We start from the raw sequence: 21,275 nt of genomic DNA on the forward strand, positions 1-21,275 counted from the left end.
GGACGTGGTGGCCGTCACGGTTGTCCTGGAGCGCACTCCAGCCCCTAGCGTCGGTTCCGGCCACGACGAACTGGGGAAAGGAACCCGAAATGACCGACGAGCGCTTCGAACTCGGCCTCAAGACCCTGACCGAAATCGACGGCGACAGCGGGCAGCGTGTGCTCGACAACCTCGCCGACGTCTCCCCCGCGCTGGCCGAGGCCGTCGTCTCGTGGGGCTTCGGCGAGATCTACGCCCGGCCCGGGCTGGCGCCCCGCGACCGGCAGCTGGTCACCCTCGGCATGCTCACCGCGCTCGGCGGGTGCGAGCCGCAGCTGGAGGTGCACGTCAACGCGTCGCTCAACGTCGGGCTCACCCCGGCGGAGATCGTCGAAGCGCTCCTGCACTCGGCCGTCTACTGTGGATTCCCGAAGGCGCTGAACGCGACCTTCACGGCCAAGAAGGTCTTCGGCGAGCGGGGACTGCTGCCGGTGACCGCGGACTGAGGTGGGCTCGTGCGGGTGATCCTGTTCGGCGCGACCGGCATGGTCGGGCAAGGCGTGCTCCGGGAATGCCTGCTCGACCAGCGGGTCGAAGCGGTGCTCGCGGTCGGCCGGACGCCGCTCGGGGTCACCGACCCGAAGCTCACCGAGGTCGTCGAGAAGGACCTCTTCGCGCTCGAGCCGATCACCGGGTACGACGTCTGCTTCTTCTGCCTCGGGGTGTCTTCGGTGGGCATGAAACCGGAGGAGTACGAGCGGGTCACCTACCAGCTCACCCTTTCGGTGGCCGGGAAGCTGCCGGCGGGCACCACGTTCGGGTACGTCTCGGGCCAGGGCACCGACAGCAGCGAACGAGGCCGCGTCCGCTGGGCGCGGGTCAAGGGCGCCACGGAGAACGCGCTGGCGAAGCTGCCGCTCAAGACGTTCTCCTTCCGGCCCGGCTACATCCAGCCGATGCACGGGATCACGTCGAAGACCACGCTGTACCGCACGCTCTACCGCGTCGCGATGCCGCTGTACCCGGTGCTGCGGCGGCTGTTCCCCGGCTTCGTCACGACCAACCAGGAGATCGGCCTGGCGATGCTGGAGGTCGCCGAGAACGGGTACGAGAAGAGCGTTCTCGAGAACACCGACATCGTCACCGCCGCCGCGCGACGAGCCCGGCCAGCAGGTTCGTGAGGCCTTCGGCCAGCCCGTCCGCGAACGACGGCACGCCGCCCAGCTCGGCGGCGGCCGCCGCCACCACGTCCGTGGGGTTGGCCAGCGGCCAGGCCCCGGACACCAGCACCACGACCGCGAGCGCGAAGTGCGCGGCGGCGTCGTCCGACAGCTCCGGCATCTGCTTGCGGACCAGCGTGGCGAGCCGACCGGTGTTCGCCGCCGCACGGCGCTTGAAGTCGCGGGCGAACTCCAGCGAGATGTTGCGCTCCAGCACCGGGGCCATCGAGCTGACCAGTTCGCACAGCAGCCTTCGCCCGGCGAGTGTCCCGGCGATGGTGGCCGCGACCCGCTCGTGGTCCACCGGCTCGCCGAAAGCGCCGTCGAGGTGGTCGAGCCAGTCCGTCCACTCGCCGTCGAGGACCTCGAGGAAGACCGCCTCGCGGCTGTCGAAGTAGCGGAGCACGTTGGACTTCGCGAGCCCGACGTGGCACGCCAGCTCACGCAGGCTGATCTCGGCGACCGGCCGCTCCGCGAGCAGCTCCCGCGCGGCGGCGAGGATCGCGGTGCGCCGCGCCTCGACCTGCTCGGGACGGCGGGCGCGCTGGAATCCGGCGCTCATGGCGCCGAGATTACCGGTCAGGTCTGGGGAGCGGCGGGCTCCGCCCGGCGCGACTTGACCCGGCGATAGCTCCAGATCAGCAGCGCGAAGAGGATCACCGACGACAGGATCAGGCTCGACCCGGTGCTCCAGCCCGCGAACGGCAGGGACTTCACCGTGCCCCAGACGATCCCCGCGGCCAGCAGCGCCAGCCCGGCCAGCACCGAGCCCGCGATCCGCAGCGGGGACGAGACGCTGTCCTCGGCCGCCTTCATCGCCCGGTCGCGCACCGGGTCGACGTACTTCTCGAGCGCCGGGAACTCCGACGCGAGCAGCAGCAGCCCGGCGAGCACTAGCAGCAGCCCGGGGCCGGGCAGCACGAGCAGCGCCACCCCGACCAGCAGCAGAATCGCGCCCGCCACGATGATCAGGATCCGCTTCGCCTGTTTGCCGATGCCCACTGGGCGTCTCCCCTCGTTTCGCCCGATTCTTCCTGGTTGCGGCGCCGCGTGCCACTCGCGAGCACCCGGACCCGCGCCGCCGCGACGGTCAGGCCCGCCAGCGCGACCACGCCGAGCGCGGCCACGAGCCCCGGCCAGACGTAGAGCACCTGGCTGTAGGTACCCCGCCGGCCGGCGAACACCACCCCGAGCAGCTGCGGCAGGAACACGAGCGGGACGAGCGGCAGCACCGGCGGCACGACCCGCCACCAGCGGGGCTTGCGGCCGGCCCGCCGGACGCCGAGAACGGCGAGTCCCACCGCGAGCAGCGCGAGCGCGGCCAGTACCCGGTCCGCGATCACCCCGGCGGGCAGCGCGGGCTCCGGCGCACCGCCCTCGACCAGGTCGGCGAGGCCCAGGGCCAGCACCTCGGCCTCGTTGTCGAGCGCCATCCCCATGGTCGTCGTCACCGCGATGCCGTACCCGTCCGGGAGCAGGATCTGCGCGGCGGTGTGGCTGAACCACTCGCCCGTGTGCGACGCGCGGCCGTCGCGGATGCTCCAGCCCAGCGCGTAGTCGCGCCCGGGCGCCGCGGTGTGCGCCGCCCGGACCGACGCCGGGGACAGCACACCGCCGCCGTCACGCTGCGCGAGCAGCCACCGGGCCAGGTCGCCGGCGGTGCTCAGGACGCCGTGGCTGCCGCCGGTGAACCAGTCCGGTTCGGACACCGGGACCTCGAACCCGAACGCCCGGACGTACCCGGTGGTCCCGGCCGGCGGGGTGTCCACGGTGGTGCTCGACGTCATCCCGAGCGGCGCGAACAGCCGGGTCCTCAGGTAGCCGGCGAACGGCTGCCCGGCGACGACCTCGACGATCCGGGCGGCGACCTCGTAGTTCGGGTTGTGGTAGTGGAATTCGGCGCCGGGCTCGCTCGCCAGCGGCGCGTCACGCAGGCGCTCGACCGCTTCCGCGAGGGTGTGCGGCTGGGCGAGTTTCAGGTCGGGGAACGCCGAGTCGGCCATCCCGGACGTCTGGTCGAGGAGCATCCGGACGGTGATCCGGGCGGCGCGCGGATCGGCGAGCCGGAACTCCGGCAGGTAACGCGTGACGGGCTCGTCCAGCCCGACACGACCGGCCTCGACGAGCTGGAGCACCGCGAACGCCGTCATGGACTTGCTCAGCGACGCGATCGGCAGCGGTGTCGACGCGCTGACCGCGCCGTATCCCGCGACGCGGACGACGTCGGCGCCGTGGGTGATCGCGACCGCGGCGCCGGGCAAGCCGGTGTGGTCGAGGTAGGCGCGGACGTATCCGTCGACGTCGGGTGCCGGGGCCGCGGCGGCGGCGGGCGTCGCGGTGCCCAGCAGCAGGGCCGCGAGCACGAGGAAGAGCCTGGTCATGCGGGTAAAAGTAAGGATCTCCGGGGGTCGCCCACCGCTGCCGGACGACGTCGGGCACCCCCTACTTTCGGCAGGTTGTTGACGCCGTCGGGCCACTCTGCCATAGTCAACACATCAGTTGATAAAGAGATTGGTTGATAAAGATGACGGTTGACGAGGCGGCGCTGGACCGGGCGTTCACCGCGCTCGGCGACCCGGTCCGCCGGGCGATCGTCGCGCGGCTGTCCCGCGGGGAAGCGACGGTCAACGAGCTGGCCGAGCCCTTCGCCATCACCAAGCAGGCGATCTCCCGGCACATCCAGGTCCTGGAGCAGGCCGGGCTGATCACGCGCAGCCGCGACGGCCAGCGCCGGCCGTGCCACCTCGTGCCGGCCGCGCTGGAAGCCCTCACCGGCTGGATCGACACCTACCGGCTGGCCACCGAACGCAGCTACCGGCAGCTCGACGCCGTCCTGGAAGCCCTGGAGGAAACCGAATGAGCACCACGATCACCGCCCGCCCCGGCACCCCGTTCATCGAGGTCACGCGCGAGTTCGCCGCGTCACCGGCCGCCGTGTTCCGCGCCCACACCGACCCGGAGCTGGTCGTCCGCTGGCTGGGCCCGCACGGCATGGAGATGGAGATCCTGGAGTTCGACGCCCGCTCGGGCGGCGGCTACCACTACGTCCACCGCGACGACCGCGGCGAGTACCGCTTCCGCGGCGTCTTCCACACGGTGAGCGCGGACCGGATCATCCAGACCTTCGAGTTCGACGGCGCGCCCGGCGAGGTCACGCTCGAGTCGATGACCCTGGTCGACCTCGGTGGCCGCACGCGGATCGAGGGCCGCTCGGTCTTCCCGTCCGTCGAAGCCCGCGACGCGGCCGTCGAAAGCGGCATGAGCAAGGGCATCACGGAGTCCTACGAGCGCCTCGACGCGGTGCTGGCATGACGGTCGTCGCCAGTTTCTGCATGTCCCTGGACGGGTTCGTCGCGCGACCCGACAACAGCGTCGGGCCGCTGTTCGACTGGTACGAAGGCGGCGACGTCGAGGTGCCGATGGTCGGCTACCCGATCACCTTCCACGTCGCCCCCGCCAGCGCGGGCTACCTGAAGCGGCACCTGGACCAAGCCGCGCACAGCGCGTTCGTCTGCGGCCGAACCGTCTTCGACTACACCCACGGCTGGGGCGGCAACCCGCCCGGCGGCGGCCGGGCGTTCGTCGTCACCCATCGCCCACCGCCCGGCTGGCCGGAGGCGAACCTGGCGCCCTTCACGTTCGTCTCGGACGTCCGCAGCGCGATCGAACAGGCGAAGGCGGCCGGGGACGGCAACGTCGGCGTCTCCGGCCCGTCGATCGCCCGGCAGTGCCTCGAGCTCGGCCTGCTCGACGAGCTGAAGATCGATCTCGTGCCCGTGTTCCTGCGTGAGGGCGTCCGCTACTTCGAAGACGTCGACCCCGGCCGCGCCGAGCTGGAGCGGGTCGAGGTCGTCGCCGGTGACGGCGTCACGCACCTGAGCTACCGGGTGCGCTACCGGTCCTGAGTGGACACTTCCGCCAGGAGCCGGTCGAAGGGCACGAAGTCCGGCTCGGCGGGCGGGGCCTGCCGTCCGGCGGCGAGCGAAGCCAGCTCGGCGCCGGCCTTCTCGATCCGCCGCTGCAACGCGCCTTCTCCGCTGCCCCAGTCCGACGAAGCCGCGTACACACCCGTCGCGACCGGGTCCGCCTTCAGGTATCCGAACAGCGGCCGCAGCTGGTAGTCGAGCACCAGCGAGTGGCGTTCGGTGCCGCCGGTCGCGCCGAGCAGCACCGGCTTGCCGGCCAGCGAGTCCGCGTCGAGCACGTCGAAGAACGACTTGAACAGGCCGCTGTACCCGGCGGTGAACACCGGCGTCACGACGATCAGCGCGTCCGCGCCGGTCACCGTCTCGATGGCGGCCCGCAGCTCCGGGCTGGGAAAGCCGGTCAGCAGGTTCTTCGTGACGTCGAGCGCGATGTCCCGCAGCTCCACGACGTCGACGGAGACCGGCGACCCGGCCGCGGCGACGGTCGCCGCGGCCAGCCGGTCGGCCAGCAGCCGGGTCGAGGACGGCACGGACAACCCGGCCGTCACCACTGCGAGCTTCATGCCGGCACCTTCTCCGAAGCCGCCTTGAGCGACTCGTGGGTCGGCGCGTCCGGCACGTGCGCCGGGCGTAGCGCGTCGAGCTCCTTGCGCAGCACCGGGACGACCTCTTCGCCGAGCAGGTCGAGCTGCTCCAGCACGGTCTTCAGCGGCAGGCCGGCGTGGTCCATCAGGAACAGCTGGCGCTGGTAGTCGCCGAAGTGCTCGCGGAAGGTCAGCGTCTTGTCGATGACCTCCTGCGGGCTGCCGACGGTCAGCGGCGTCTGGTCGGTGAACTCCTCCAGCGTCGGGCCGTGCCCGTACACCGGCGCGTTGTCGAAGTACGGCCGGAATTCGTTCCACGCGTCCTGCGACTTAGGCCGGATGAAGGCCTGGCCGCCGAGGCCGACGATGGCCTGGTCGGCCTGGCCGTGCCCGTAGTGCTCGAAGCGCTCGCGGTAGAAGGCGATCAGCTGCTGGAAGTGCTCCTTCGGCCAGAAGATGTGGTTGGCGAAGAAGCCGTCACCGTAGAACGCGGCCTGCTCGGCGATCTCCGGGCTGCGGATCGAGCCGTGCCAGACGAACGGCGGGACGTCGTCGAGCGGGCGCGGCGTGGACGTGAAGCCCTGCAGCGGCGTGCGGAACTTGCCCTGCCAGTCGACGACGTCTTCACGCCAGAGCCGGCGCAGCAGCGCGTACTTCTCGATGGCCAGCGGGATGCCCTGGCGGATGTCCTCGCCGAACCACGGGTAGACCGGGCCGGTGTTGCCGCGGCCCATCATCAGGTCGACGCGGCCGTCGGCGAGGTGCTGCAGCATCGCGAAGTCCTCGGCGATCTTCACCGGGTCGTTCGTGGTGATCAGCGTCGTCGACGTCGAGAGGATGAGCTTGGACGTCCGCGCGGCGATGTGGCCGAGCATCGTCGTCGGGGACGACGGCACGAACGGCGGGTTGTGGTGCTCACCGGTCGCGAAGACGTCGAGACCGACCTCTTCGGCCTTGAGCGCGATGCGGACCATCGCCTTGATCCGCTCGTGTTCCGTCGGCGTGGTGCCGTTCGTGGGATCGGTCGTGACGTCGCCCACCGTGAAGATTCCGAACTGCATGACCTGCTCCCTTCGCACCGCCATCTTACATGCGCGTTCAACTACTTCCAAGCAAGAGATATTCCGGCCGTCAATGCCGCAGGGGGTACCCAGTAAGGTCAGGGGCATGGACGCGGAGCTCGGTCGGCTGGGTCTGGCAGAACGTTCGGTACGACTTCTCACGGGCCGCGACATCTGGGGCTCGATCACCCCACTGCTCGCGCCTCGCCGGAACCTGGTGGCCGCCTTCGGTCACGTCGGTCCCGGCGCGGCCGCGCTGTTGCCGTTGCAGCCCGGCGACACGGTGATCACGGACGCGAGCCTGGACACGGTGCTGTCCGGCGCGACGAGCCCGCACGCCTTGTTGCACTGGGTGAAGGCGGGCGTGCTCGTGCACTCGCTGCGCGGGCTGAACGCGAAGCTGGTGATCGCCGAGGACGACCCGGCGTTCGTCGTGGTCGGCTCGGCCGACGTCACCGCGGCGGGCCCGCGTCAGCTGTTCGAGGCGGTCACCGTCTCGCACGAGAAGCACACGGTCGAAGAAGCCCAGGAAGCCTGGCTCGAATGGTGCGACCTCGCCGGGCCCGCGCTGACCGCGGGTGACCTGGAGCCGCTCCTGGAGCAGTACGGCGCCGGCAAGCCGGTCACCGCGCCGCGCCCGGCGGCCACCCGGTCCGCCCCGCCCGCGCGGCCGGTCGTCACGAGCCGCCCGGCGCCCCCGGTCCGGCCCGCGGCCGCGCCCGCCCCGCCGCCGTCCCCGGTCCGCCCGGCCACCCCCGCGCCGTCGCCGGTCCGGCCCGCTCCCCCGGCCGCGTCGCCGGTCCGCCCCGAGCCTGCGCCGGCACCCGAACCCGAGACGCCCGTCTCCGCGCCGGCCGCGGCCGCCGACACGCCCGGCCCGGCCGAGGAAGTCCCGGCGCCCGCCGCCGCGGAACCGGTTGCGGCACCGGCCGAAACCGAAACGGCCGAAGCCACCGACGTCCCTCGCCCGAACTGGCCGCGCCCGGCCGAGCTGTACCTCGTCAGCCTCGTCGAGGGCGGCGAGCCGTCGGCCGAGGCCGAGTACCGGCTCGAAGAGCTGACCCGCGAATACACCCACCCGGGCGAGAACGGCGAGTCACCGTTCCGGGTCGAGCTGTTCTGGGCCGACGACGGCCAGGGCCAGGACCCGCCGCGCACGCTCCGCCCGGGCGTGCACGTGATCCGTGTGTACAGCCAGAAACAGGGCCGCGCCCTGGTCGGGTCGCGGACCGAGCCGCCGGGTCTCGTGCTGCAGGCGTACGTCGACGAGTTCGCCTACCCGCGTCGCACGTACTGCTACCTCCTGACCCGGGAGACGGCCGCGAAGCCGGCGTTCGGCGAGCTCCGCAAGGGCCTCGCCACGATCGGGGAGAAGCCGAACTTCCGGAACAGCTTCCAGGTCCCGCGGAAGATCGAAGCACTGCTGGGCCTGTGGCCCGACCTCGGTTTCGACCCCCGCTAGGGAGCGCTCCACGCCACACCGGGGGACGGACGCGCGGAAGTTGTCGGGGTGGGCGGATATCCTGCTCCTGCGGTGCAGGCCGAGTCCGCACCTCACCACACCTTTCCGCGAGCCACGATCCGGGAGAACGACCCTGTGACTGCCGAGACCTTGTACGGGGCCGACGACCTCACCCACCTCGAGGGTCTCGAAGCCGTCCGCAAACGCCCCGGGATGTACATCGGCTCCACCGACAGCCGGGGCATCAACCACCTCTTCTCCGAGGTGGTCGACAACTCGACCGACGAGGGTGTCGCCGGTCACGCCACGAAGATCGTCGTCACCCTGCACGCCGACGGCAGCGTCCAGGTCGACGACGACGGCCGCGGCATCCCGACCGGCACCCACGCGAAGTCCGGTTTGTCCGGCGTCGAGCTGGTGCTGACCCGGCTGCACGCCGGCGGCAAGTTCGGCGGCTCCGGCTACAAGACCTCCGGCGGCCTGCACGGCGTCGGCGCTTCGGCGGTCAACGCGCTGTCGCACCGCTTCGACGTCACGGTGAAGCAAGAAGGCAAAGTCCACCAGATGTCGTTCAAGCACGGCATCCCCGGCAACTTCGACGCACCGGGCCCGAAGGCGAAGTTCACCCGCCACTCCGGGCTGAACCTCGTCGGCAAGATGAAACGCGGCGAGCGCAGCGGCACGTCGATCCGCTACTGGTACGACTCGCGCTACTTCGAGTCCGGCGCGGCGCTCGACGTCGAGGGCGTGCGGGCGAAGCTGCGCAACACGGCGTTCCTCGTCCCGGGTGTCACGTACGTGCTGCGCACGGCCATCGAAGACACGATCAACGAAGAGACCTTCCACTTCCCGCACGGCCTGGTCGACATGGTCGACTTCCTGACGCCGTCGGGCGAAAAGCCGGTCTGCGGCACGCTGCTGATCACCGGCGAAGGCACGTACAAGGAGAACGCGGCGGACGCGGCCGGCGTCATGCAGTCCAATGTGGAGCGTCACGCCGAGATCGAGGTGGCGCTGCGCTGGGGCACCGGCTACGAGCGCACGGTCGAGTGCTTCACCAACACGATCCGCAACGTCCACGGCGGCACGCACCGCCGCGGCTTCGACCGCGCGATGGCGAAGGCGTTGCAGGACGCGATCTCCAAGACCCGCGGGCTGCTCAAGCCCAAGGAGGACATGCCGACGATCGAGGACGTCCTCGAGGGCATGACGGCCGTGGTGCACGTCCGGCTGCCGGAGCCGCAGTTCACGTCCCAGACGAAGGACGAGCTGTCCACCGCCGGCATCACCCGGGTCATCCAGGGCATCGTCGACAAGCACGTGAAGGCCTGGACCGAGGACCGCAAGACGAAGTCCGAGGCCAAGGTCGTGCTGCAGAAGGTCGTCGACGCCTCGCGCGTCCGGCTCACCCAGAAGCAGCAGAAGGACGCGGCGAGGCGCAAGACCGCGCTCGAGGGCGCGGCGATGCCGCCGAAGCTGGTCGACTGCCGCACCACCGGCGTCTCCCGCAGCGAGCTGTTCCTGGTCGAGGGTGACAGCGCGCTGGGGTCGGCGCGGATGGCGCGCGTGTCCGAGTACCAGGCGCTGCTGCCGCTGCGAGGCAAGATCCTGAACGTCCAGAAGGCGTCGCTGGGCGACACGCTGAAGAACGCCGAGATCGCGTCGATCGTGCAGGTCCTGGGCGCGGGCACCGGGCGCACGTTCGACCTGACGACCATGCGCTACGGCCGCGTCATCCTGATGGCGGACGCGGACGTCGACGGCTCGCACATCCGCACGCTGCTGATCACGCTGTTCGCGAAGTACATGCGTCCGGTGATCGAGGACGGTCGGCTGTACGCGGCGATGCCGCCGCTGCACAAGCTCGTCACCAAGGGCCGCAACCCGGAAACGCACTTCACGTACACGCAGCAGGAGATGGAAACCAAGTACGCGGAGCTGGAGCGGGCGGGCAAGAGCATCGTCACACCGGTGCCGCGGTTCAAGGGTCTCGGCGAGATGGACGCCGACGAGCTGTGGGACACCACGATGAACCCGGCCAGCCGCTCGGTCCGCCGGATCACCATGGACGACGCGGAAGCCGCCGAGGGCGCGCTGGAGCTGCTGATGGGCGAGAAGGTCGAGCCCCGGCGGAACTGGCTGGTCGCCTCTTCGGACCGCATCGACCGCGACGCCATCGACGCTTAAGTTTTCGTAGCTACCAAGGAGTTCTGCCGTGGCACGCCGCAAGGGCACCACCACCAAGGTCGATCCCAGCGCGTTCGACTCCGCCGGTGCGAACGTCTTCGACAACTCGCTGAAGACCGAGATCGAAGACAGCTACCTGGAGTACGCGTACTCGGTCATCCACTCGCGCGCCCTGCCGGACGCGCGGGACGGGTTGAAGCCGGTGCACCGCCGGATCCTCTACTCGATGAACGAGAACGGCTACCGCCCGACGCACGCGTACGTGAAGTCGTCGCGCGTGGTCGGGGATGTAATGGGCAAGTACCATCCACACGGCGACGTCGCGATCTACGACGCGATGGTCCGGCTGGCGCAGGACTTCTCGCTGAACGTCCCGCTGATCGACGGGCATGGCAATTTTGGTAGCCCAGACGATGGACCGGCTGCTTCGCGTTACACCGAAGCCCGCATGTCCCCCGAGGCGATGCAGCTGGTCGGCGAGCTCGGCGAAGACACTGTCGACTTCCGGCCGAACTACGACGGTTCCCTCGAAGAGCCCTCGGTCCTGCCCGCGGCCTTCCCGAACCTGCTGGTCAACGGCACGTCCGGGATCGCGGTCGGGATGGCGACCAACATGATCCCGCACAACCTCGGCGAGGTCGTCGCGGCGGCGCGGTGGCTGATCACGCACCCGTCGGCGACGCTCGACAAGCTGATGGAGTTCGTCCCCGGCCCCGACCTGCCGACCGGCGGCAGCCTGCTGGGCCTCGACGAGGTCCGCCGCGCGTACGAAACCGGCCGCGGCGTGGTCCGGATGCGCGCGAACTGCGAGACCGGGCCCCTCGAAGGCAGCCGCGGGCGGCAGGCGATCACCGTCACCGAGCTGCCCTACGGCGTCGGCCCGGAGAAGGTGATCGAGAAGATCACCGACGAGGTCAACAAGTCCAAGCGGCTCACCGGCATCGCCGACGTCAAGGACCTCACCGACCGCGAAAACGGCACGCGGCTGGTCATCGAGTGCAAGGTCGGCGTCAACCCGCAGGCCCTGCTCGCGGACCTGTACCGGCTGACGCCGTTGGAGCAGTCGTTCGGCATCAACAACCTGGTGCTCGTCGACGGCCAGCCGCAGACGCTGGGTCTCAAGGAGCTGCTGGAGGTCTTCCTCCGGCACCGCTACGAGGTCGTCACGCGGCGCACGAAGTACCGGCGCCGCAAGCGTGAAGAGCGGCTGCACCTCGTCGACGGCCTGCTGGTCGCGCTGCTGAACATCGACAAGGTCATCAAGCTCATCCGCGAAAGCGAAAACGCGCAGGCCGCGAAGGACGGCTTGATGACGCGCTTCAAGCTGTCGGAGATCCAGGCGACGTACATCCTGGACACGCCGCTGCGCCGGCTGACCAAGTACGACCGCCTGGAGCTGGAGTCGGAGCAGGACCGGCTGCGCGAGGAGATCGCGGAGCTGTCGAAGATCCTCGACGACGAGTCGGTGCTGAAGAAGCTGGTCTCGTCGGAGCTGGCGAAGATCGCTAAGGACTTCCCGACCGAGCGCCGCACGGCCCTGATCGACGGCGACCTGAAGGAGGTCCTGGCCGCGTCGAAGCCGTCCGGACCGCTGGAGGTCACCGACGACCCGTGCCAGGTGATCCTGTCGGCGACCGGCCTGGTCGCACGCACGGCGGCGGAGTCCGAGGAGTCGACGGAGACGCGCAGGCGCAACGGCCGCGTAAAGCACGACGCGGTGGCGGCGGTGGTCCACACGACGGCGCGCGGCCAGATCCTGCTGGTGACGAGCCGAGGGCGAGCGTTCAAGACGGACGTCCTGCCGTTGCCGGTCCTCCCAGAGCAGGCAGGCACGGTCTCGCTGCGCGGCGGCATGGCAGCTCGCGAGCTGGTGCCGTTGGAGAAGGGCGAGACGGTCATCGGCATCGCGCCCCTGGGCGACCAGGCGGCGGGCTCCCCGGGCCTGGCCCTGGGAACCCGCGCCGGCGTGGTCAAGGTGTGCTCGCCCGAGTGGCCGGTCCGCTCGGACGAGTTCGAAGTGATCTCGTTGAAGGACGGCGACGAGGTCGTCGGTGCCACGTGGCTTCGCGACGGCTCGGAAACGCTGGCGTTCGTGACGTCGGAAGCGTCGCTGCTGAAGTACGCGGCATCCCTGGTCCGCCCCCAGGGCCTGAAGGGCGGCGGCATGGCAGGCATCAACGTAGGAGCGGGTTCGGCGGTCTTCTTCGGCGCAATCCGCACGGACGACGACGAGCACGGCGAGCCGTTGGTGATCACGTCAACGGGCGCGAGTGTGAAGGTGACGCCGTTCAGCGAGTACCCGGCGAAGGGCCGGGCCACGGGCGGTGTCCGTGCGCAGCGGTTCTTGAAGGGCGAGACGGCGCTGCGGGTGGCATGGATCGGCCCGCGCCCGGCAGGTGCGGCGCGCAACGGCGATCCGGTGGAGCTCCCGGAGATCGACGTCCGCCGAGATGGGTCGGGTCACGCCCACCCGGGTCCGGACGTGGTGGGCCACCTCATCGAGCGAGACTGACGGATCAACCGCCGAAGGCCGTCATCAGGGACTGAGCGCTCTGATGACGGCCTTTGTCGTACGCGCCGTCGTCCCGATACCGTCGCAACACATCGAGCTCGTCTTCGGCAGGAAATTCGAAAGTTGAATTCCAACCTTCCAAAATGGCACTTCAGAACCGATACCATGGCCCGGTCGACGCAAACCAGCCGAATCGTCACCCGCTCCCTGGTTGAGGAATCTGTCGCTAAGATTCGGTAGACCTCTGAAGGGAGGCAGCCGCTTCCCGGATGCGCCTCAGGAGTCGTTTTGCACAGACGCAGCCGGCAGGACAAGACATGGGGTCCGCGCCGCGGTGGTTCGCCGCGGCGCGGGCCAGTGGAAGCGGGTCGCATCCGCCCACTGGCTACCCATCCTCGCCGCACTTGCCCGACCGGTGTACGACCTCGCAAAGGAGGTATGGCACCACCTGGTCAAGTGAAACCGGGCCGGGGTTCCGACACGTCGGGCCCCGGCCACCCATCTATCGGCTCTGACGCTGCCGATAGATGACAGGCTAGCTCATCCACTATGCGTGTTAACCGCCAGGCAACACGCGGTGGTCCGGTGATCCGACCTCCACATCGGCCGGCTCACCGATATCCGGAAGAATGCAAAGTTCAGGACACCGTCTCGGACCACTCGATCACGGCAGCCTCGCCGCGATGTCGTTGATCTCCCACGGACCCTCGGTCTCGATCACCTTCACGTCGTGCCAGCCGCCGAGCTCCGAGATCGCTCCGCCCTGGACCGCGAACACTTTGCCCGTCAGGGAACACTTCGAAGAAGCCAGGTAAGCCACCAACGGCGAGATGTTCGCCGGGGAGAACGCGTCGAACTCGCCTTCCTCCACGGGCAAAGCGAAGATCGCTCCCATCCCAGGAGTCGCCAACGTCAGCCGGGTCCGGGCGATCGGGGCGATCGCGTTGACCCGCACCCCGTAGCGCTCCAGCTCGGCCGCCGCCACCAGGGTCATCGCCGCGATGCCCGCCTTGGCCGCGCCGTAGTTGAGCTGGCCCGGGTTCGGCACCGTCGTCCCCGATGCCGATGCCGTGTTGATCACCGAGGCCGCGACCGGGGTACCCGCCTTCGAAAGCGACTTCCAGTACGCCGCCGCGTGGTGCAGGACCGCCGCGTGGCCCTTGAGGTGGACCGCGATCACCTCGTCCCACTGCTGTTCGGTGAGGCCCGCGACAAAACCGTCCCGCAGGATGCCCGCGTTGTTCACCACCACGTCCAGCCGGCCGAACTCGGACACCGCCTGGTCGACCAGCTCCGCCGCGCCCGCCCACGACGCCACGTCCGACGTGTTCGCCACCGCCGAACCGCCGGACGAGCGGATTTCCGAGACCACCGCGGGGTCCGGCTCGATGTCGTTGACGACCACCGAAGCGCCCTCCCGCGCGAACAGCAGCGCGTGCTCGCGGCCGATCCCCCGGCCCGCGCCGGTGATCAGCGCGACGCGCCCGTCGAGTGCACCCATCACAGCTCCGCAAGTCCGTCTTTGATCACGAGTGTGTCTCCTACCCTGGTTTCGAAGGCGTAGCGCCCCTCGCCGGCGGACCAGATCGACGTCGAGAGGTCCTGACCCGGCAGCACCGGCGACGCGAACCGCACGGCCAGCCGCCGCAGGCGCTCGACCGACGACGCGTCGACCTCCGTCAGCACCGCCCACGACGTGAACGCCATCGTGCACAGCCCGTGCGCGATGATCCCCGGCAGTCCCGCGGCGCGTGCGACCTCGTCGTCGAGGTGGATCGGCATCGGGTCGCCGGCGGCCGGGCCGTAGCGGAACGTCTGGTCGTCGTCGACGTGCTGGCTGACCTTCGCCACCGGCGCCGACGACCGCAAAGCCTCGTCGAACCGGTGCGAAGGCCCCAGCGAACCCTCCTTCGAGCCGGTGTCGAAGCCGCGCACGAAGAACGTCACGTACTGCTCGTTGACCAGCTCGCCCGAAGCAGTACGGCATTCCAGGTAGACCGTCGCTCGCGTGCCCTTCGGCAGCCCCTCGAAGCCCGTCATCTTCGCCCGCGACACCAGCGAATCCCCGGGCCGGATCGGGCGGTGGAACCGGAAGTCCTGCTCGCCGTGCAGCACCCGCCCGAACAACGACGTCGGCACGACTTCCAGCGCCGGTTCGAGCAGCGACTGGAACACCGGCACGATCGCGAACACCGGGCTCGCGACGTCCCCCGCGCGGTGCGCCGGGATCGGGTCGTTGGTCGCCGCCGCGTACTCGGCCAACGCTGCGCGGGTGACGTCGAACGAGACCGGCGACGTCCACTTGTCCAGGCCGGCGGGGTCGAACTTCATGCGACCAGTGCCTTGAACTTCTCGAGGGACTCGTCGAGGTTCTTCTTGCCGTCCTTCTCGACGGCCTTCCCGAGCGCTCCGACGATCATCTGGCCGGTGAACTCGGCGTCGATCGAAGCCGTCGAGCCCGCGCCGGCCGCCGCCACCGACAGCGAGAAGCTGATCTTCACTCCGGCCATCCCGGTGCCCGAAATGACCAGCTGCGAAGGCGCGTCATAGGTGTCGACGGTCCACGTGATCGTGTTCGCCATCCCGAGCATCGTGACAACCTCGGACACCTGCGAACCCTGCGAGAACTCCGCCGGGACGTCACCCTTCCACTTGGTGTGGATGGTCAGCCACTTCTCGAAGTTGTTGGGGTTGGAAAACTCCGCCCACACCTTGTCCGGCGCGGCGGGCAGCTCGACGGACGCGCTGATCTGACCCACGTTCTCTCCTAAGCTCGCTGGTAGGCGGTGACGACGGCGGCGCCACCGAGTCCGATGTTGTGCTGCAACGCGGCTTGAACTCCCGAAACCTGCCGCGCGTCCGCGTCCCCGCGTAGCTGCCAGGTCAGTTCGGCGCACTGGGCGAGCCCGGTCGCGCCGAGCGGGTGGCCCTTCGAAATGAGCCCACCGGACGGGTTCACGACCCACCGGCCGCCGTAGGTCGTGTCCCCGGCGTCGACGAGCGACCCGCCTTCGCCTTCGCGACAGAGCCCGAGCGCCTCGTACGTCAGGAGCTCGTTGGCGGAGAAGCAGTCGTGCAGCTCGACGACCTGGAAGTCCGTGGGCCCCAACCCGGCCTGCTCGTAGACCTGCGTGGCCGCTTGACGCGTCATGTCGTACCCGACGATGTTCTTCGCGCTGCCGTCGAAGGTGCTGCGGAAGTCCGTGGTCATCGCCTGCCCGACGATCTCGACGGCCCGCCCGGCCAGGCCATTGACGTCCACAAAGGACTCACTGGCCAGAATGGCCGCGCCGGAGCCGTCGGACGTCGGTGAGCACTGCAGCTTGGTCAGCGGGTCGTAGACCATCCGCGACGCCAGGATGTCGTCGAGCGAGTAGACGTCCTGGAACTGCGCGTACGGGTTGTTCACCGAGTGCCGGTGGTTCTTCTCGCCGATCTTCGCGAAGTGCTCGGCGGTCGTGCCGTACTGCTTCATGTGCTCGCGGCCGGCGGCGCCGAACATCCACGGCGCGGGCGGGAACAGGACTTCCGAGATCTCGGCGAGCGCCTGCATGTGGTTGCCCATGGGCTGCTCACGGTCGTCGAACGTCGAGCCGAGCGAGCCCGGCTTCATCTTCTCGAAGCCCAGCGCCAGCACGCAGTCCGCGCGCCCGCCGCGGATCGCCTCCGCGGCCAGGTACAGCGCGGTCGAGCCGGTGGAGCAGTTGTTGTTGACGTTCACGACCGGGATCCCGGTCATCCCCAGCTCGTAGACGGCACGCTGCCCGGACGTCGACTCGCCGTAGACGTACCCGACGTACGCCTGCTGGACGGCGTCGTACCCCAGCCCGGCGTCCTCGAGCGCCTTGGTCCCGGACTCGCGCGCCATCTGGGGGTAGTCCCAGTTCTCGCGCCGCCCGGGCTTCTCGAACTTCGTCATCCCGACGCCGACGACGTACACCCTGTTCGTCATGCAACAAACATACAGACCGGCATGTATTTATCAAGACCGAACCACGGACCCGCAGGTCGGTGGCACAAAATTCAGCCCAGCGGAGCCAGCGGACCCGGGTAGCGAGCCGGGTCGAGGCAGCTGCCGAGGCCGTCGACGACCGAGCAGAAGCCCGGCGGCCGCACCGGCGTGTACCCGCCCGGGACGCCGTGACCCGCGATCAGCTGCCGGTACGCCGCGACGGCGTCAGTCGGCCGCCGGGTCAGCGTGGCGTCCGAGCGAGCGTCCACTGTGTACAGTCCGAACCGCGGCTGGTAGCTGCCCCACTCGTAGTTGTCCGTGAGGCTCCAGTAGTTGTAGCCGATCACGTTCATGCCGTCGGCCTTCGCGCGCTGCACCCAGTAGATGTGGTCACGCAGGTGGTCCGAGCGCGTGTAGCCGTCCGGACGCGCGTTGCCGTTGTCCGTCGGCATGCCGTTTTCGACGACGTAGAGCGGCAATCCCGGGAACTTCCGCGCGTAGTACCGCAGCGCGTAGTAGATCCCGTCCGGCTGCGGTGTCACCTTCCAGAACTCGCCGCTTGCCGCATGGATCGCGCTGAGGTTGTCGAGGCTCGCGCCGTAGTAGTAGTCCAGCCCGGCGAAGTCGAGCTTGTCACGCACCTGGTCGAGGAACGACGCGTCGAGCACACCCTGCACCGCCGGGACGTACGCGGTGTTGCTGGAGACGAGCGCGCCCGGATCCAGCTGGTGAATGAGGTCGTACGCGGCACGGTGGACGCGCACCAGCCGAGCCTGCGCCCACGGCAGCTTCCATCCGGCGAGCCCGCCGTTGGCCGTCTCGTTCTGCAGGTAGACGGTCGGCTCGTTGATCGTGATCCACAGCACGCCCAGACCGCGATAGCGTTCGACGACACGGCGGGCGTTGGCCAGCCACGCGTCAACCGTGCGGTCGCTGTCCCAGCCGCCCTGGTCGGCGACCCAGCCCGGGTAGACCCAGTGGTCGAGGGTGATCATCGGCCGCATGCCGGCGTCGACGACGTGCCGGACGACGTCGTCGTAGTACGCCAGCTCGGCCTGGTCCACCTGGCCCGGACGCGGCTCGATGCGAGCCCACTCGACGCTGAAGCGGAAGACGTTCACCCCGAGCTGCTTCGCGCGGTCGATGTCGGCGACGTAGTTGTGCCGGAAGTCGACGGACTCGCGGTAGGGCTCCTTGATCGACGACGTCTTCGCCTGCTCGTAGCGGCGCCAGTTGCTGTCGGGCGCCGAGCCCTCGGCCTGGTAACCCGACGTCGCGACACCCCAGAAGAACGGCTGGGTGACGGCCACCGCCGGCGACGTCCCCGCGAGGAGACCCGCGAGCACCGTCAGGACCACGAGGACTGAAGTGCGCCGCATCGCTCCCCCATTCATGAAGGAACTTCATGTTAGCGCCGCGGTGACTCGCCGCACATCCTCCGAAGGACGGAAGACAACCAAGGTTAAGCAAGGCTAACCTCACTTCGATCTTCACGAAGCTGGGGGACGTCATGACCGCAGAGGCACCCACCCTGACCAGGGCTGTTCCACCAAAACGCGCCGCCCGGCGCTGGTACCGGCGCAAGCCCGTGCGCCGCGCGCTGGTCGTCACGCACCGGTGGACGTCGCTCGTGCTCGGGCTGCTGCTCGTCCTCGAGACCACGGCCGGCGTGATCCTGCTGTACCGCGCCGAGTACTTCCGCGCGACGCACGCGGACTTCTACGCCCACACCGAGAGCGCCCACCCGATCGGCCTGCAGCAGGCGCGGGACCTCGTCAAGCAGGCCCATCCGGAGTTCTCCGCGGCCTGGGTCAGCAACGACGGCGGGATCATCGCGGTCGGCGACACGAACTACACCGAGGCGTATGCGGTCGACCCCGGCAGCGGGCGGATCACCGGGCCGCAGAAGCTCACCGACGGTGTCATGGGCTGGCTGACCAACCTCCACGACTGCGCGTTCACCTGCCAGGACGACCCGGGATACGTCTCGTGGCTGGCCGCGCCGACACCGATCCCGGAGACGAACTGGGGTGAGCTCGTCCTCGTTGTGCTCGGGCTGCTGATGATCCTGCTGGCGATCACCGGGATCGTCGTCTGGTGGCCGGGCTTCAAGAAGTTCTCGCACGGCTTCCGCGTCCGGCTCGGCAAGGGCCGCTTCGCCCGCGACTACGACCTGCACAACGTGATCGGGCTCGTGTCGGTCCCGTTCGTGCTGATGTGGGGTGTCACCGGCGCCGCGTTCTACCTGCCCCCGGTGGAGAACGCGTGGCTCGCGATCACCGGCGGCTCGGCGCCGGACGAGGCGAAGTACAGCTTCACGGCGAACCCGGCCGCGCCCGGCACCCCCGTGATCGGCATCGACCAGGCGTCGTCGGCCGCGCTGGCGGCGTCTCCCGGCACGATCCGCTACCTCGTCCCGCCGGCCGAAGGCACGGACTACTACTCGGTGTCGATCGCGGACGACGGCTACCAGCCCTACGGCGCCCGCGCGTTCTTCGGCGGCGACCGCACGGTGTACGTCGACAGCCACGACGCCGCCCACGTGTCCTCTGTGGACGCCAAAGCCGAGCCGGCGGCGAACCGCTTCTACAGCAAGGTCTTCGAGGCCGCGCACTTCGGCTGGCTGGTCGACGGCTGGTGGCGGCTCGTCTGGGTCGTCCTCGGCCTGGCGCCGCTGGCGCTGATGCTCACCGGCATCTCGACGTGGCTCTTCCGCATGGGCACCAAACGCCGCCGCCGCAAAGCGCGCCGGGCGTGATCGAGCCCCTGGCCTTCGCGACGACGGTCGTCTGCCTGCTGTCCGGCCTCACCGCCTTGGTCGTGACGGCGGCCGGGCGTTACCGCTGGCCGAACTGGCGCCCGCTCGCCGTCCTGATCGAACTCGCGCTGCTGGCGCAGGCGATCGCGAGCGCGGTCGGCGACCACCCGGCGGAACCCGGAACGCACCTGGCGTACCTGGCGACGTCGCTGGTCGTGCTGCCGGCCGGAACGGCGTGGGGCGCCCGCGAAAACACACGTTCCGCGGGCGCCCTGTTCGCCCTGCTGCTCCTGACGCTCGCCGTCCTGGTCGTGCGGATCAGGACGACGGCGCGCTAGCCGACCTTGAACGACTGAGCGGCGCTGCCGTTGCAGGTCGACTGGACCAGCTGGACACTGTCCGCAGTGGACGATCCCGGCACGGTCAGGCACTTGCCGGTGTGGCGGACGGCGAAGTGGTAGTAGCCACTGCCTTCCGACACCGGCTGCCACTGCTGGTTGTTCCCGCCACTGTAGGCCCACAGCTGCAGGCCGGCGTTGTCGGTCGTTGCCACATTCGCGACATCGATGACCTGGGCGGGGTTGGTCCGGTTGTTGATCCGGTCGTACCCGCCGCTGGTCGGGGCGAACTGGTACTGCTGCGCCGTGGTGCCGTTGCAGGTGTACTGCTGGATCACGGTGCCGTTGGCGCTGGCCGCGGCCTTCGCGTCGACGCACTTGCCGGACGCCTTGTTCGTGACGGCGTACCAGGCGCTCGGGTCGATCGTGCCGTCCGGCGGCGGGGTGGTCGTGCCGCCGCCACCCAGCCACTTGAGGCCGTCGAGCAGGAACCGGTTCTGGTCGGCGCTCTCGAACGTCGAGGACAGCGCGGTGTTCGTGTCGTAGTTCATCGCGTTGTGGCCGAAGTTCGAGTAGATCATCTTGTAGTTCTTGTTGGTCCACGAGATCGGGTAGTACCCGCTGTACCAGGTCTGGTTCGGGTCGGTGCCGATCGGGAAGGTGGACTGGTCCATCGCCGCCAGGATGGTGATGTTGCTGTTCTGGCGAAGGTCGTTCTGCCAGGCGTACCACTCGGACGTCGAGGACTTGATGGTCGCCGGCAGGTTCACCGTCGACGGGTGCGTGCGGTTCTCGATCTTCAGTGTCTCCGGCGTCGGGCCCCACGTGTTGGACGTGAAGCGCCCGGTGCCGAGGAAGTCGTTGTGGAACCAGTTCGCGTACGACGGCGTCGAGCTGTCGTTGTAGGCCGTGACGTGGAAGCCGTAGAACGCGCCGCCGGCCTGCATGTACCGCTGGAAGCCCTGGAACTGCGCCTGCGACTGCGGCTGGTCGTCGAGGAACATGACGACCTGGTACTGGCTCGGGGTGATGCTGGTGAGCTGGTTCCAGTTGTTCGTCGCGGTGTAGGTGAAGCCGTTGGCCGCCGCCTGCTGCGGGAACCAGACATTGGCCTCCTTCTCGAAGCTGATGTGCGCGGCGTCGTAGGTGCCGCTGTAGAAGGCGAGGACCTTGAACGGCGTCGCGGCCTGCGCGACCGGGGCCGCCGGGCTGCCGAGGCTGAGCCCCAGCAGCGCGGCGAAGAAGGCCAATATCCGGACCAACGGGCGGCGGGTTCTGGACGGCATGCGTGTTCCT

Annotated in this window: 21 protein-coding genes; 10 read left to right on the forward strand and 11 right to left on the reverse strand. The window is 69.4% G+C overall.

The features are described 5' to 3' along the window. The first annotated feature begins 89 nt into the window (after positions 1-89). Together ACZ63E_RS24940 and ACZ63E_RS24945 are read left to right on the forward strand one after the other, a co-directional pair. Positions 90-485, forward strand: coding sequence for a carboxymuconolactone decarboxylase family protein (locus tag ACZ63E_RS24940; RefSeq protein ID WP_465338505.1), 396 nt, complete (start codon positions 90-92; stop codon positions 483-485). A gap of 9 nt (positions 486-494) precedes the next feature. Further along, the gene (locus ACZ63E_RS24945; RefSeq protein ID WP_465338506.1) at positions 495-1,160 is read left to right on the forward strand and encodes a Rossmann-fold NAD(P)-binding domain-containing protein; all 666 of its coding nucleotides are present in this window, start codon (positions 495-497) and stop codon (positions 1,158-1,160) included. On the opposite strand, the gene ACZ63E_RS24950 is transcribed toward ACZ63E_RS24945, so the two are convergent. The 3 genes from ACZ63E_RS24950 to ACZ63E_RS24960 are packed head-to-tail and all read right to left on the reverse strand — an operon-like array spanning position 1,120 to position 3,580. After that, positions 1,120-1,761: a TetR/AcrR family transcriptional regulator gene (locus tag ACZ63E_RS24950; RefSeq protein WP_465338507.1), complete on the reverse strand. Its 642-nt coding sequence runs from the start codon at positions 1,759-1,761 to the stop codon at positions 1,120-1,122. The two genes, ACZ63E_RS24945 and ACZ63E_RS24950, sit on opposite strands and share 41 nt — an antisense overlap. A 17-nt stretch (positions 1,762-1,778) precedes the next feature. Continuing rightward, entirely contained in the window at positions 1,779-2,201 is a 423-nt protein-coding gene (locus tag ACZ63E_RS24955; protein WP_465338508.1) for a PGPGW domain-containing protein, read from the reverse strand. Continuing rightward, positions 2,168-3,580: a serine hydrolase domain-containing protein gene (locus tag ACZ63E_RS24960; RefSeq protein ID WP_465338509.1), complete on the reverse strand. Its 1,413-nt coding sequence runs from the start codon at positions 3,578-3,580 to the stop codon at positions 2,168-2,170. Before ACZ63E_RS24960 ends, ACZ63E_RS24955 begins: the two co-directional genes overlap by 34 nt. A 143-nt stretch (positions 3,581-3,723) precedes the next feature. Here ACZ63E_RS24960 and ACZ63E_RS24965 point away from each other — a divergent pair, with 143 nt between their 5' ends. Genes ACZ63E_RS24965 through ACZ63E_RS24975 form a run of 3 tightly spaced genes read left to right on the forward strand, consistent with a single transcriptional unit; the run spans position 3,724 to position 5,104 of the window. Further along, positions 3,724-4,059 (forward strand): ArsR/SmtB family transcription factor, encoded by a 336-nt coding sequence (locus ACZ63E_RS24965; RefSeq protein ID WP_465338510.1) that lies wholly within the window; start codon positions 3,724-3,726, stop codon positions 4,057-4,059. After that, on the forward strand, positions 4,056-4,511 hold the full coding sequence (locus tag ACZ63E_RS24970) for an SRPBCC family protein (RefSeq protein WP_465338511.1): 456 nt from the start codon (positions 4,056-4,058) through the stop codon (positions 4,509-4,511). The genes ACZ63E_RS24965 and ACZ63E_RS24970 overlap by 4 nt, the downstream gene beginning before the upstream one ends. Then, on the forward strand, positions 4,508-5,104 hold the full coding sequence (locus ACZ63E_RS24975) for a dihydrofolate reductase family protein (RefSeq protein ID WP_465338512.1): 597 nt from the start codon (positions 4,508-4,510) through the stop codon (positions 5,102-5,104). Before ACZ63E_RS24970 ends, ACZ63E_RS24975 begins: the two co-directional genes overlap by 4 nt. On the opposite strand, the gene ACZ63E_RS24980 is transcribed toward ACZ63E_RS24975, so the two are convergent. Continuing rightward, a complete protein-coding gene (locus tag ACZ63E_RS24980) occupies positions 5,092-5,688 on the reverse strand; it encodes an FMN reductase (RefSeq protein ID WP_465338513.1) in 597 nt (198 codons plus the stop codon). The two genes, ACZ63E_RS24975 and ACZ63E_RS24980, sit on opposite strands and share 13 nt — an antisense overlap. Next, the gene (locus ACZ63E_RS24985) at positions 5,685-6,770 is read right to left on the reverse strand and encodes an LLM class flavin-dependent oxidoreductase (RefSeq protein WP_465338514.1); all 1,086 of its coding nucleotides are present in this window, start codon (positions 6,768-6,770) and stop codon (positions 5,685-5,687) included. The genes ACZ63E_RS24980 and ACZ63E_RS24985 overlap by 4 nt, the downstream gene beginning before the upstream one ends. Positions 6,771-6,876: 106 nt before the next feature. Between ACZ63E_RS24985 and ACZ63E_RS24990 the strand changes: the two genes are divergently transcribed. The 3 genes from ACZ63E_RS24990 (at position 6,877) to ACZ63E_RS25000 (ending at position 12,931) form a co-directional block, all read left to right on the forward strand. After that, positions 6,877-8,232 carry a phospholipase D-like domain-containing protein gene (locus ACZ63E_RS24990; RefSeq protein WP_465338515.1) on the forward strand — a complete coding sequence of 452 codons (1,356 nt, stop codon included), beginning with the start codon at positions 6,877-6,879 and terminating at the stop codon, positions 8,230-8,232. Between the two features lie 135 nt (positions 8,233-8,367). Further along, complete coding sequence (locus ACZ63E_RS24995; protein ID WP_465338516.1) at positions 8,368-10,419, forward strand: DNA gyrase/topoisomerase IV subunit B; 2,052 nt, start codon at positions 8,368-8,370, stop codon at positions 10,417-10,419. A 28-nt stretch (positions 10,420-10,447) separates the two neighbouring features. Continuing rightward, entirely contained in the window at positions 10,448-12,931 is a 2,484-nt protein-coding gene (locus tag ACZ63E_RS25000; protein WP_465338517.1) for a DNA gyrase/topoisomerase IV subunit A, read from the forward strand. Positions 12,932-13,595: 664 nt separating this feature from the next. Here the strand turns inward: ACZ63E_RS25000 and ACZ63E_RS25005 are convergent. The 5 genes from ACZ63E_RS25005 to ACZ63E_RS25025 form a co-directional block, all read right to left on the reverse strand. Further along, on the reverse strand, positions 13,596-14,432 hold the full coding sequence (locus ACZ63E_RS25005; protein ID WP_465338518.1) for an SDR family oxidoreductase: 837 nt from the start codon (positions 14,430-14,432) through the stop codon (positions 13,596-13,598). Then, on the reverse strand, positions 14,432-15,262 hold the full coding sequence (locus ACZ63E_RS25010; RefSeq protein WP_465338519.1) for a MaoC/PaaZ C-terminal domain-containing protein: 831 nt from the start codon (positions 15,260-15,262) through the stop codon (positions 14,432-14,434). Before ACZ63E_RS25010 ends, ACZ63E_RS25005 begins: the two co-directional genes overlap by 1 nt. Then, positions 15,259-15,690, reverse strand: a complete 432-nt coding sequence (locus ACZ63E_RS25015; RefSeq protein WP_465311679.1) for a type II toxin-antitoxin system Rv0910 family toxin — start codon at positions 15,688-15,690, stop codon at positions 15,259-15,261. The genes ACZ63E_RS25010 and ACZ63E_RS25015 overlap by 4 nt, the downstream gene beginning before the upstream one ends. Positions 15,691-15,698: 8 nt before the next feature. Further along, positions 15,699-16,883, reverse strand: a complete 1,185-nt coding sequence (locus tag ACZ63E_RS25020; RefSeq protein ID WP_465338520.1) for a lipid-transfer protein — start codon at positions 16,881-16,883, stop codon at positions 15,699-15,701. 71 nt (positions 16,884-16,954) lie between these two features. Next, positions 16,955-18,262 carry a family 1 glycosylhydrolase gene (locus tag ACZ63E_RS25025; RefSeq protein ID WP_465338521.1) on the reverse strand — a complete coding sequence of 436 codons (1,308 nt, stop codon included), beginning with the start codon at positions 18,260-18,262 and terminating at the stop codon, positions 16,955-16,957. Between the two features lie 131 nt (positions 18,263-18,393). Here ACZ63E_RS25025 and ACZ63E_RS25030 point away from each other — a divergent pair, with 131 nt between their 5' ends. Both ACZ63E_RS25030 and ACZ63E_RS25035 read left to right on the forward strand, forming a co-directional pair. Continuing rightward, entirely contained in the window at positions 18,394-19,641 is a 1,248-nt protein-coding gene (locus tag ACZ63E_RS25030; protein WP_465338522.1) for a PepSY-associated TM helix domain-containing protein, read from the forward strand. Further along, positions 19,638-19,979 carry a hypothetical protein gene (locus ACZ63E_RS25035; protein ID WP_465338523.1) on the forward strand — a complete coding sequence of 114 codons (342 nt, stop codon included), beginning with the start codon at positions 19,638-19,640 and terminating at the stop codon, positions 19,977-19,979. Before ACZ63E_RS25030 ends, ACZ63E_RS25035 begins: the two co-directional genes overlap by 4 nt. Here ACZ63E_RS25035 and ACZ63E_RS25040 read toward each other — a convergent pair. Then, positions 19,976-21,265, reverse strand: coding sequence for a ThuA domain-containing protein (locus tag ACZ63E_RS25040; protein ID WP_465338524.1), 1,290 nt, complete (start codon positions 21,263-21,265; stop codon positions 19,976-19,978). The two genes, ACZ63E_RS25035 and ACZ63E_RS25040, sit on opposite strands and share 4 nt — an antisense overlap. Between the last annotated feature and the right edge of the window lie 10 nt (positions 21,266-21,275).

The organism is Amycolatopsis sp. NPDC104819, from assembly GCF_055583145.1.

What these genes read in the sequence shown, in the direction of transcription:
- ACZ63E_RS24940 (WP_465338505.1), top strand. Translation starts at nt 90, where the DNA reads ATGACCGACGAGCGCTTCGAACTCGGCCTCAAGACCCTGACCGAAATC.
- ACZ63E_RS24950 (WP_465338507.1), bottom strand. Translation starts at nt 1,761, where the DNA reads ATGAGCGCCGGATTCCAGCGCGCCCGCCGTCCCGAGCAGGTCGAGGCG.
- ACZ63E_RS24960 (WP_465338509.1), bottom strand. Translation starts at nt 3,580, where the DNA reads ATGACCAGGCTCTTCCTCGTGCTCGCGGCCCTGCTGCTGGGCACCGCG.
- ACZ63E_RS24965 (WP_465338510.1), top strand. Translation starts at nt 3,724, where the DNA reads ATGACGGTTGACGAGGCGGCGCTGGACCGGGCGTTCACCGCGCTCGGC.
- ACZ63E_RS24970 (WP_465338511.1), top strand. Translation starts at nt 4,056, where the DNA reads ATGAGCACCACGATCACCGCCCGCCCCGGCACCCCGTTCATCGAGGTC.
- ACZ63E_RS24975 (WP_465338512.1), top strand. Translation starts at nt 4,508, where the DNA reads ATGACGGTCGTCGCCAGTTTCTGCATGTCCCTGGACGGGTTCGTCGCG.
- ACZ63E_RS24980 (WP_465338513.1), bottom strand. Translation starts at nt 5,688, where the DNA reads ATGAAGCTCGCAGTGGTGACGGCCGGGTTGTCCGTGCCGTCCTCGACC.
- ACZ63E_RS24985 (WP_465338514.1), bottom strand. Translation starts at nt 6,770, where the DNA reads ATGCAGTTCGGAATCTTCACGGTGGGCGACGTCACGACCGATCCCACG.
- ACZ63E_RS24990 (WP_465338515.1), top strand. Translation starts at nt 6,877, where the DNA reads ATGGACGCGGAGCTCGGTCGGCTGGGTCTGGCAGAACGTTCGGTACGA.
- ACZ63E_RS25005 (WP_465338518.1), bottom strand. Translation starts at nt 14,432, where the DNA reads ATGGGTGCACTCGACGGGCGCGTCGCGCTGATCACCGGCGCGGGCCGG.
- ACZ63E_RS25010 (WP_465338519.1), bottom strand. Translation starts at nt 15,262, where the DNA reads ATGAAGTTCGACCCCGCCGGCCTGGACAAGTGGACGTCGCCGGTCTCG.
- ACZ63E_RS25020 (WP_465338520.1), bottom strand. Translation starts at nt 16,883, where the DNA reads ATGACGAACAGGGTGTACGTCGTCGGCGTCGGGATGACGAAGTTCGAG.
- ACZ63E_RS25025 (WP_465338521.1), bottom strand. Translation starts at nt 18,262, where the DNA reads ATGCGGCGCACTTCAGTCCTCGTGGTCCTGACGGTGCTCGCGGGTCTC.
- ACZ63E_RS25030 (WP_465338522.1), top strand. Translation starts at nt 18,394, where the DNA reads ATGACCGCAGAGGCACCCACCCTGACCAGGGCTGTTCCACCAAAACGC.
- ACZ63E_RS25040 (WP_465338524.1), bottom strand. Translation starts at nt 21,265, where the DNA reads ATGCCGTCCAGAACCCGCCGCCCGTTGGTCCGGATATTGGCCTTCTTC.